The following is a 10,641-nucleotide window of genomic DNA, read 5'->3' on the forward strand; positions in this document are numbered from 1 at the left end:
GGGGGGGGGGGGGTTTTTTTTGGGGGGGGGGGGGGGGGGGGGGGTGGGGGGGGGGGGCCGGGGGGGGGGGGGGCCCCCCCCCCCCCCCCCGCGGTGGTGCCGCCGGCCGCCGTGCTGCCCGCCACCCCGCCGCCGGCCGTACCGCAGTACGGGCAGGTCGCCGCCGTGCCGACCGGGCCGGTGGCGGCCGCGGCCCCGGCGGCGCCGCCGGCCGCCCCCGTCGTGCCGGGCCCGGTGCCGGCGCCGGTGCCGGACCCCGGCTTCACCCCTGACCCCGGCCAGGGGGCCGATCCCGCCGGCCCCGCGCCGACCGCGCGCCCGGACCGCTTCAGCCGGGCCCGGCTGAAGCGGCCGGTGCTCGTCGCCGCCGCCACCGCCGGTGTGGTGCTGATGGGCCTGCCGTTCCTGATCACCGACGGCAACCGGGCGGGCAAGGACGGGGCGGGGGACAACGTCGGGCTGAGCCAGGCGGACCTGCCCCTCGCCGAGGGCCCCGAGCTCGACGACTTGACGCCGACCGAGCCGCCCGCCGACCCGAACGCCTCCGGCGCTCCGACCACGCCCACCGATCCGACGCTGGTCCCCGATCCGACCACGGGCGCCCCGACCGCGCCCGGGACGGGGGGCACCCCCGAGGGCGTGCCCGGCACCGGCCCGGGCAACGGCGCCGCCCCGAACACCGCCGGGAGCCCGGCCCCCAGCACCAACCTGCTCTCCAAGCCCGGCAACACGCCCGCCCCGGGCACCAGGCCGCCGGCGACCGGTGGCACGGGCGGTACGGGCACCGGCGGTACCGGCAGCACCGGTGGCACCGGTAGTACGGGCGGTACCGGTGGCACGGGTAGTACTGGAGGCACCGGTGGTACCGGCAGCACCGGTGGCACGGGTAGTACTGGCGGCACCGGCGGTACCGGCAGCACCGGTGGCACCGGCGGTACCGCGCCGCAGCCGCCCGTCCCGCAGCAGCCGGCGCCCCCGCCGCCCGTCCCGCCGAAGGCCGCCGCGCCCACCTTCAACGCCGTCGCCGGCACCGGCTGCAGCAACTCCGGCGCGAGCTACGCCCAGTACGGCCAGTGGACGAACGGCACCACCGGCTGGACGGTCAACTCGGCCGGGGGCTACGCCGGGTCGGGCTGCAACGGCAAGTACGACTCGGTGCCGATGAGCGGCGACGGCAAGGACAAGGGCAACTCGGTGGTGTGGACCTTCGCCACGGGCCCGGTCACCAGCGGCAGCTGCAAGATCTCCGTCTACGTCCCCAACAGCAGCGACCGCAAGCAGGTGGGCGGCAAGCCCACCTACTACACCGTGCAGAACAGCTCCTCGCCCGGCAGCGGCACCATCGGCGAATTCAAGATCGACCAGACCGCCTACCGGGGCACCTGGGTCAGCGCCGGCACCTTCTCGCTGAGCGGCGGCCGGATCGCGGTCATGCTGCACGACCGCGGCATCGACTGGGGCGGCGACGCCGACAAGGCCCACCACGCGGCCGCCGCCGTCCGTGCCGAATGCAGCGGCTGACGGGCGTTCGGATCATCACCGGATCACCCCACTCCAGCCCCGGACCGGTCGGCCTCGACGCCGGACCGGTCCGAGGCGTGAGCGGACCGGTCGGGCCCGGCGCCGGGCCGGTCCGGGGTGTCACCGGGCCGGTCCGGCCCGGCGGCGAAACGGCCCACGTCATCGACGGATCAAGCGAAAGGAAGGCCACCCCATGTCGCGCCACGTGCTGACGGTGTGCCCGGAGCAGCGGGACGGCCGGTACCGCACCATCGGCGAGGCGCTGGCGGCGGCCCGCAGCGGGGCGGTGATCTCGGTGCGCCCCGGCCGGTACGAGGAGAACCTGGTGATCAGCAAGCTGGTCACCATCACCGCCGCGGAGGCCCGGGGCAGCGTCCGGATCACCGCCCGGCGGGGCTGCGTCGTCCAGGTCACGGCCGAGGCGGTGCAGCTGACCGGCCTGATCCTGCAGGGGCAGGACGAGGAGATGCCCGCCATCGACGTGCCCCGCGGGCAGGCCGCCGTCCAGGACTGCGAAGTGGTCGGCAGCTCCTGGACGGCCCTGCTGACCCGCGGGGACGGCACCCTGGCGATGCGCGGGTGCCGCGTCACCAACCCGGCGGGGGCCGGCATCGTCGAGACCTCCAGCGGCACCAGCATCATCGAGGACTGCGTGATCGAGCACCTCGGCAGCTCCGCCGTGGTGATCGGCGAGCGCGCCAACCCGCTGCTGCGCAACTGCGTGCTGCGCGACGCGCGCGGCAACGGCATCTGCGCCAACGGCGACGCCCGGGGCACCTTCGAGGGCTGCGAGATCTCCGTCACCGACAAGCCCGGCATCGCCCTGGAGGAGCGCAGCACCACCCGGCTGGTGCGCACCGTGGTCCGCGACACCACGATCGGCATCTACATCAGCTCCTCCGCCCAGGTCGTCCTGGAGGACTGCACCGTCACCGCCACCTCCGGGCACGGCATCGCGCTCGCGGCCGGCACCGACCCGCAGCTGCGCCGCTGCCGCGCCTCCCGGACGGCCGGCCACGGCATCCACGTCACGGCCCGCTCGCGCGGCACCTTCGAGGACTGCGAGGTTGACAGCGCCCAGGGCACCGGCATCTGGGTGGGCGAGTCGTCCGGCCCGACGCTGGCCCGCACCGTCGTCCGGGACTGCGGCGCCGACGGCGTGGAACTGACCGGCGACAGCTCCGCCGACTTCGACCGGCTGGAGGTGCGGGACGTCGCCGGCAGCGGCGTGCTGATCACCGACGGCGCCAACCCGCGACTGCGCCGGGTCGCCGTCCACCGCGCCAAGGGCGACGGCATGACCGCGGTCCGGGACGGGCGCGGGCAGTTGGAGAACTGCGAGGTGCTGGACGCGGGCCGGGCCGGCCTGCGGTTCGCCGAGGGCGCGGACACCCGGGTCGGCGCCACCGTGGTGCGCGGGTCCGGCGGGTCCGGCGTGCTGCTCGGCCGGGTCGGCACGGCGACGCTCCGCGACTGCGAGGTGTCCGAATCGGCCGAGGACGGCATCACCGCCGAGGACGGCGCCGAACTGACCTGCACCCGGGTCCGGGTGACCGGCAACCGCCGCCACGGCGTGCGCATCGGGGCCGGGGCGCGGGCTGTGCTGGCCCAGCTCACGGCCACGGAGAACACCGGCGACGGAGTGCGCGCCGACTCCACCGAGGCGGTCCGGCTGACCGGCTGCACGCTCTCCCGCAACCGGGGCTCCGGCCTGCGCCAGAGCGCGCCGAGCGAGCGGCTCGCCCTGGAGGAGCTGGTCAGCGAGGAGAACGGCCTGCCGGACGCGCACGGCACCGCCACCGCCGGCTCGGCACCCGCCCCCCGGGCGGCGCAGCCGGCCGGCGACGCCCCCGGCCCGGGCCACCCGACCCCGGGGGAGCCCGCGGCGGAGAGCGCGCCCGCGCAGCCGGCGGCCGCTCCCGGCCCGCTGGAGGTGCTGGAGTCGCTGGTCGGCCTGGCCGGCGTCAAGGAACAGGTCGCCACCCTGGTCAACCTCAACAAGCTGGCCCGGCGCCGGGAACTGGCGGGCATGCCCGCCCTGCCGATGAGCCGCCACCTGGTCTTCGCCGGCCCGCCCGGGACCGGCAAGACCACCGTCGCCCGGCTCTACGGAAGCATCCTCGCCGAGTTGGGCGTGCTGCGCAGCGGACACCTGACCGAGGTGGCCCGCGCCGACCTGGTCGCCTCGATCATCGGCGGCACCGCGCTCAAGACCACCGAGGTGTTCCAGTCGGCGCTCGGCGGGGTGCTCTTCCTCGACGAGGCCTACACGCTCTCGGCGGGCTCCGGCGGCAGCGGGCCGGACTTCGGACGGGAGGCGATCGACACCCTGGTCAAGCTGATGGAGGACCACCGCGAGGACATCGTGGTCATCGTGGCCGGCTACTCCACCGAGATGACCGACTTCCTCGCCTCCAACCCGGGCCTGGCCTCCCGCTTCAGCCGCACGGTGGAGTTCGCCAACTACGCGGTGGACGAGCTGGTCACCATCGTCGAGCGGGCCGCCGCCGGGCACGGCTACGAACTGGCCGACGGCGCCCGCGAGTCCCTCACCGGGCTCTTCGAACGGATGCCCAAGGGCGAGGACTTCGGCAACGGCCGGGCGGCCCGCAAGGTGTTCGAGGAGATGGTGGACCGCCAGGCGACCAGGCTCTCGACCCAGGCCGAGATCTCCGACGAGGACCTGGCGCTGCTGGTCCCCGAGGACGTCGCCCCGGTGGAGCCCGCGCAGGCTGCCAAGAAGGACGGCACCGAGCTGCTCGCCGAGTTGAGGGCGATGGTCGGCCTGCCGGCCGCCAAGGAGCAGGTCGAGGACCTCGTCAACCTGATCCGCCAGGTCCGCCGGCGGGAGGAGGCCGGGCTGCCCACCGCGACCATCAGCCACCACCTGGTCTTCGCCGGCCCGCCCGGAACCGGCAAGACCACCGTCGCCCGGCTCTACGGGCAGCTTCTCGCCGAGCTCGGCGTGCTGCCGGGCGGCCAGCTGATCGAGACCGCCCGCTCCGACCTGGTCGGCCGCTACGTCGGCCACACCGCGCAGCTCACCAAGGAGGCCTTCGACCGGGCCCGCGGCGGGGTGCTCTTCATCGACGAGGCGTACACGCTGACGCCGCGCCACGGTGGCGGCGGCGACTTCGGCCAGGAGGCCGTGGACACCCTGATGAAGCTGATGGAGGACCACCGGGACGAGGTGGTGGTGATCGTCGCCGGCTACGACGACGAGATGCAGCACTTCCTGGCCTCCAACCCGGGCCTGGCGTCCCGCTTCTCCCGGCAGGTCGACTTCGGCCACTACACCGACGCCGAACTCGTCACCATCGTCGGCCGGCACGCCGAGAAGGCCGGCTACACCTGCGCGCCGGAGACCCTGGCGGCGCTGGAGCAGCTGTTCGCGGCCGTCCCGAGGGACCGCACCTTCGGCAACGGCCGCTTCGCCCGGCAGGCCCTGGAGGGCATGATCACCCGCCAGGCGGGCCGGCTCGGCCGGCTCGACTTCGCCGACCTCTCCGAGCTCAGCCTGCTCCTGCCGCAGGACATCGCGGTGGAGCGGATGGGCAGCGGAGTATGAGGCGGCGTCGGGGGGCGGTCGGTCCGGCGGGGCCGACCGTTCGCCGGCGCCGGGCCGCGGCGGCGTCCGCGGTGTGCGTCGTCGCCCTGCTGAGCCCCGCCCTGCCGGCCGCGGCCGACACGCCGGCGCCCTCGTCCTCCGCCACGGCGTCCGCGTCGGCCGAGCTGCCGCCGATGAGCCAGACGCTCCCCGACGTGCGGGAGAGCGGCTGCCGCAAGCCGTCCACCCGGACCGCCGACCGGGCGCCCTGGGCCCAGGTGTACCTGCGGCCCGAGGCGGTCTGGCCGCTCGGCCGGGGCGCCGGGGTGACCGTCGCCGTGCTCGGCTCCGGCGTGGAGGCCTCGGCGGGCACCGGCTCCGGCGCGCTGGCCGGGCGGCTCAAGCTCGGCACCCGGGTGCAGGGCCAGGGCGACTCCGGCCAGGACTGCGTGGGCCACGGCACCTTCCTCGCCACCCTGCTGGCCGGCCGGCGCCCGTCCGACGGGGGACCGGCCGGACTCGCCCCGGAGGCGACGGTGCTGGCCGTCCGGGTGACCGACGACGCCGGGACGACGACGGCGGACCTCGTCGCCCAGGGCATCCGGGCGGCGGTCGACGGCGGCGCCCGGGTGGCCGTGATCGGGAACCCGGCGGCGGCGCCGAGCCAGGCCCTCGCCGAGGCCGTCGAGTACGCCGCGGCGAAGGGCGTGCTGCTGGTCGCCCCGACCGGGCCGGACGGCCAGTCGGCGAAGGGCCCGGTCTACCCGGCCGGGTACCCCGGCGTACTCGCGGTGGCCTCGATCGGCCCGGGCGGGGCGCCCTCCGGTGCGTCCCTCTCCGGCGACGCGGTGTCCGGTGCCGCGGCGGCCGCGGGCGTCCGGGTGGACCTCGCGGCGCCCGGCGAGGGCCTCCAGGCGGCCGGGCCCGGCGGCGGCCACTTCACCGCCTCGGGGCCCAGCGGCGCCGCCGCCCTGGTCGCCGGAGCGGCGGCCCTGCTGCTCTCCCGGGAGCCCGGGTGGACGCCGGCCCAGGTCGTCGAGCGGCTGAAATCGACCGCCTACCGGCCGGGTTCGGCCCTGCCCGACCCGGCCGTCGGCTGGGGCACGGTGGACGTGGTGGCCGCCGCGACCGCGCAGCCGCCGGTCACCGGCGCGCCGCGGGCCACCGTCGACCCGGTGACGGTCCCGCCGCCCCCGGACCGCACCGCCGTCACCCGGGCCTCGGCACTGGCCGGGGCGAGCGCCGGGCTGGTCGTGGTGGTCGCCCTCGCCGCGGCGGCGCTCCGGGCGGGCCGCCGGCGGTCCCGGACCGCGCCGTAGCGGACACCCGGCCCGCCGCCAACGCCCCGTCACGAGGTTCATTGGCGCAGCGTTGGTCCGGTGTTGGCGGTGGCTGGAAACGTATCCGGCCAAGGGGGTAAGGGGCAGCCGCAGCGGCTCGCCCGACGGACCGACCAAACGTTGCGAGGGGCTCAACCGCCGTGGCCATCGACGCTACCGCTCACGCCGAGGACACCCACCGGGCAGCCGGGGAGACCGGGGGCGCCCCGGACACCCCCGTCGGCCGCGCGGACCGGCCCACCCTCGACCAGCACACCCTGGCCGAGCTGTACCGCCTGCACGGCGGCTACCTGCTGCGCGCGATGCTCCGCGTCACCAGCGGCGACCGGGGCAAGGCCGAGGACATCGTCCAGGAGACCCTGCTGCGCGCCTGGCAGAACCCGGCCGCCATCCGCCGGGGCCCCGAGTACAGCCGCCCGTGGCTCTTCACCGTGGCCCGCCGGATCGCCATCGACCACTTCCGGATGCAGGCCGCCCGCGCCCAGGAGGTCGCCGACGACGCCCCCGAGGAGCACGCCGGCACCCACGACCCCTACGACGAGGTGCTCGCCGCCCAGGACATGGCGGTCGCGCTCGCCGAACTGCAGCCGCACCACCGCGACGTCCTGGTCGAGCTGCACATGCACGGCCGCTCGATGGCCGAGGCCGCCGCCGTCCTCGGCGTCCCGGTCGGCACCGTCAAGTCCCGCAGCTTCTACGCCGTCCGCGCCCTGCGCCCGATCCTCGAAGCCCGCGGCATGGCATCGGCGATGTAGCGGCCCCCGCGCAGCTCGACCCTCCCGGTCCGGAGGCCACCGCCGCCGGACCCGTCCGCCTCAGGCGCGGGCCACCCGGTCGCAGTACGGGCACACCTTGTCGCTCCACTCCGGCGGGTACCACGGGGCGTCGGGCCCGGGTGCCCGGTACGGGTCCCTGCGCATCCGGCCGGTGCCCATGCCGCACAAGGTCACGTCGCCGGGATCCCCGGGGGCCTCCGGGCGGGCCCGTGCCGCGTGGGCGGCGCGCACGCCCTCGACGTATTCGGTGGGGTCTCCGAGCGCCGAGGTGCGGACGAGTTCGGTTTCGAGGAGTACGAGGATGCTCACCACCTCACTGTGGTCGGCGGCGCCGCCGAGCGCACCTCGGGGTCGTGTGCGGTGTGCGGTGCGCCGCCGCCTGTCAGGAGCAGCCCTCGCTGATCTCGCGGAAGTTGGCGTAGTGGTCCCCGGTGTACCAGACGGTGTGGGTGTCGGGGTCGCGGACGAGGCGCTCGGCGTCGCGGTGGGTGCCGGGGGTGCGCGGGTTGACGTCGTACTCGCGGTAGCGGCCGTTCTTGGGGAGGTCGCCGCTGCGGTTGCCGTAGACGTTGCTGCCGCGGATCACCAGGCCGGGGCCGGCGGGGTAGTCCAGGGGCCGGTTGGCCTGCGGCCAGTCGAGCCCCCGCCAGATGGCGCACGCCTCCTCGACCTGGGCCGGGAACTCCTCGACGGGCAACGGCGGTTCGATGACGGCGCGGACCGCCGCGTGGTGCGCGGCGGACGGGGTGGGCGCGGCCGCGGCGGGTGAGGCGGCGGGCACGACGACGGAGGCCAGGAGCAGGGTGGTGGCGGCGATGCGCCGCAGACTGCCGAGTGTGGTCATGCCCGGCAGAACGAGGGCGAGATGCCGTCGTCACGCTGCGTCACCCGGATGACTCAGCGCAGCCGCAGGGCCCCGGGGGCGCGTTCCTCGAAGATCTCGACGAGCCAGTCGAAGACCGTCGGGCCCTGCCCGGCCCGGGCGGCCCGGAGCTGCTCGGCGACGGCCGGGCGGTTCGAGGGGTGGCAGCGGGCGAGGCGCAGTTCGAGCTGACGTGCCGTCTCCGGGTGGCCCAGGGCGCGCCGGGACGTCTCGTGGTCGCGCCACTCGACGTGGAAGTGCCCGTCGTCGGGGGTGCCGAAGCCGCCGGAGAGGCAGTCGGCGAACGCGTCGAGGTTCCGCCCGAAGTAGCCCCCGGGACCGTTGACGGCCTGGCCGATCTCGCGCCAGAAGTCTTCGAGGGTGGCGATCCGGGTGCCGTCCAGTACGTAGGTCGTGGTCACGGGACCGAGCCTAGGGGGCGACGCCTCCCGCCGCTGCGCTGACCTCAGGAAATCCTCCGTACCGCTGAACCGCGGCGCGGTCCGCGTCCGTTCTCCAGGGTGGCGGTACCGCCACCGGCGCTCGTCCCCCCGTGCGGGCGCCGGTTCAACCGCCCCTGGTCGGTGGTCAACTCCGGTCCGATCCGGTGGTTCTGACGAACAGTCCGACAGGGAACACGTGAACCGGGAGGCGCGGCCCGTCCGTAGCTACAGCTGAGAGCCGCGCCCGGCGTACGGCGCGCGGTGTGTCCCGGGCCCACCGGCCCAGGTCTCGCGTCCGGCTCCGGCCATGGAACTCCCGGCTCCCGCGCCCCGGCGGGATCCGGGCCCCCTGGCGCCCCGGCGGTGCCCTTGTGGGAGGGCGGCCGCCGGGGCGCTCCGCGTGTCGGACGCCGGGCCGGTCCGCCCGTCCGCTCCCAGCCCAGGAGAGTCCCGATGCCCAAACACCGGCTCACCCGCCGCCGACGCATGGCGGCGGCCTCCACCGCCCTCGTCGCCGGCGCCGCGCTCATCCTCATGCAGTACGAGGCACCCGCCGCCGTCACCGCCGACACCGCGGACCCGATCGGCCTCAACGCCGTCTCCGAGTACCTCGGCTGGGGCGAAGCCCCCGACCCGGTCGCCGTCATGAAGGCCACCGGGCTGCGACAGTTCGCCCTCTCCTTCGTCCTCTCCGGCGGCGGCTGCGACCCGAAGTGGGACGGCAGCCGCGCCCTCACCGGGGGCGGCGACGAGAAGACGATCAAGCGGATCCGTGCCGCCGGCGGCGAGGTCCTCGCCACCTTCGGCGGCTGGGACGGTGCCAAGCTCGGCGAGCGCTGCGCCACCGCCGCCGAACTGGCCGCCGCCTACCAGAAGGTGGTCGACGCCTACGGTCTCAAGGCCGTGGACATCGACATCGAGTCGACCGAGCTGAGCACCCCCGAGGTGCGCAAGCGGGTGGTCGAGGCGCTGAAGACGCTGAAGGCCAAGAACCCCGGCCTGCTCGTCTACGTCACCTTCCCGGTCGACCAGGCGGGCCCCGACGCCGACGGCGCCGACCTGATCACGCTCGCCGCCAAGACCGGCCTGGTGGTGGACGGTTGGACGGCGATGCCGTTCGACTTCACCGGTCACGACGGCACGATGGCGGCCGCGACCGTCACCGCCGTCACCGGCCTCCAGCGGGCCGTCGCCACCGCCTACGACTGGGACGACGACAAGGCCTGGCGCCACTCCGGCCTCTCGTCCATGAACGGCCGCACCGACCAGCAGGGCGAGCAGCTCACGCCGGCCGACTTCCGCTCCGTGCGCGACTTCGCCGCCACCCACCACCTGGCCCGGTTCGGCTTCTGGGCGGTCAACCGCGACCGCCCGTGCGCGGGTGGCACCTTCACCACCGCGACGTGCAGCGGCGTCCAGCAGGCCGCGTACGACTTCACCCGGATCGTGGCCGGCTACCACGCGGACTCGGTGCCCGGCGGCGACGCCCCCTGCCCGAGCCCGTCCGTCATCACCACCCTGCCCGCCGGCCCCGGCCGGACCACCTGGCCGCTGCCGACCCCGACCACCGCCCGGCCGGCCGACGCGGCGCCGTCGGCCGGTGAGATCAAGCCCTCGCTGCCCGGCATCGCGACCGGCACCCCGACGCCCGCCCGGACGGCCTGCGTCCCGCCGAGCTCACCGCCGGCCACCGCCGCGCCGACGCCGGTGCCCACGACCGCGCCCACGACGGCGACGTCCAGCGCCCCGGGGGGCCCGGGCGCGACCACGACGTCCAAGCCGCCCGTGACCCCGACCGGTACGACCACCTCGCCGACCGGTCCGGGCACCGGTGCGGCGGAGTCGCCGACCCAGGCCGCAGGCGGCGCCCCCGCGCCCGCGGCGCCGGGCGGCGGTTCCCTCGCCTCCACCGGTGCGGGGGCCACCGACATCCTGCTGACCACCACCGGCGCCCTGCTCTTCCTCGGCGGCGCGCTCGGCCTGATCGGCACCCGCCGTCGCGACCCCGAGCAGCTCGTCGGCTGATCTCGCCGACCCGGTCGGAACGACCGGCCCCGGGACGGCGCGCGGCCCTCGGCACCCCGGTCCACCGGGGTGCCCCGGCCCGCCTCCCTCGGGGTGCACAGCCGGACCGGTAGGCCCCCCGGGCCAG

8 protein-coding genes are annotated in these 10,641 nt (G+C 76.1%); 5 read left to right on the top strand and 3 right to left on the bottom strand.

The window, feature by feature from the left end:
- Positions 1–111 precede the first annotated feature (111 nt).
- The 4 genes from ACFVYI_RS41725 (at position 112) to ACFVYI_RS41740 (ending at position 7,163) form a co-directional block, all read left to right on the top strand.
- Positions 112–1,521, top strand: coding sequence for a hypothetical protein (locus ACFVYI_RS41725; protein WP_387895201.1), 1,410 nt, complete (start codon positions 112–114; stop codon positions 1,519–1,521).
- Between the two features lie 193 nt (positions 1,522–1,714).
- Complete coding sequence (locus tag ACFVYI_RS41730) at positions 1,715–5,089, top strand: right-handed parallel beta-helix repeat-containing protein (protein ID WP_387895203.1); 3,375 nt, start codon at positions 1,715–1,717, stop codon at positions 5,087–5,089.
- Between the two features lie 71 nt (positions 5,090–5,160).
- Positions 5,161–6,387: a S8 family serine peptidase gene (locus ACFVYI_RS41735; RefSeq protein ID WP_387895205.1), complete on the top strand. Its 1,227-nt coding sequence runs from the start codon at positions 5,161–5,163 to the stop codon at positions 6,385–6,387.
- Between the two features lie 161 nt (positions 6,388–6,548).
- Positions 6,549–7,163: a sigma-70 family RNA polymerase sigma factor gene (locus tag ACFVYI_RS41740; RefSeq protein WP_387895206.1), complete on the top strand. Its 615-nt coding sequence runs from the start codon at positions 6,549–6,551 to the stop codon at positions 7,161–7,163.
- Between the two features lie 60 nt (positions 7,164–7,223).
- Here ACFVYI_RS41740 and ACFVYI_RS41745 read toward each other — a convergent pair whose 3' ends face one another.
- The 3 genes from ACFVYI_RS41745 to ACFVYI_RS41755 all read right to left on the bottom strand — a co-directional run bounded on the left by ACFVYI_RS41745 (position 7,224) and on the right by ACFVYI_RS41755 (position 8,468).
- Positions 7,224–7,493, bottom strand: coding sequence for a hypothetical protein (locus tag ACFVYI_RS41745; protein WP_387895208.1), 270 nt, complete (start codon positions 7,491–7,493; stop codon positions 7,224–7,226).
- A 73-nt stretch (positions 7,494–7,566) separates the two neighbouring features.
- On the bottom strand, positions 7,567–8,028 hold the full coding sequence (locus ACFVYI_RS41750; RefSeq protein ID WP_387895210.1) for a ribonuclease domain-containing protein: 462 nt from the start codon (positions 8,026–8,028) through the stop codon (positions 7,567–7,569).
- Between the two features lie 53 nt (positions 8,029–8,081).
- Positions 8,082–8,468: a barstar family protein gene (locus ACFVYI_RS41755; protein ID WP_387895211.1), complete on the bottom strand. Its 387-nt coding sequence runs from the start codon at positions 8,466–8,468 to the stop codon at positions 8,082–8,084.
- A gap of 474 nt (positions 8,469–8,942) precedes the next feature.
- Here ACFVYI_RS41755 and ACFVYI_RS41760 point away from each other — a divergent pair, with 474 nt between their 5' ends.
- The gene (locus ACFVYI_RS41760; RefSeq protein ID WP_387895212.1) at positions 8,943–10,514 is read left to right on the top strand and encodes a chitinase; all 1,572 of its coding nucleotides are present in this window, start codon (positions 8,943–8,945) and stop codon (positions 10,512–10,514) included.
- The last annotated feature ends 127 nt before the right edge of the window (positions 10,515–10,641 follow it).

Origin of the sequence: Kitasatospora sp. NPDC058218, from assembly GCF_042882445.1 — a bacterium.
Classification (GTDB): domain Bacteria; phylum Actinomycetota; class Actinomycetes; order Streptomycetales; family Streptomycetaceae; genus Kitasatospora.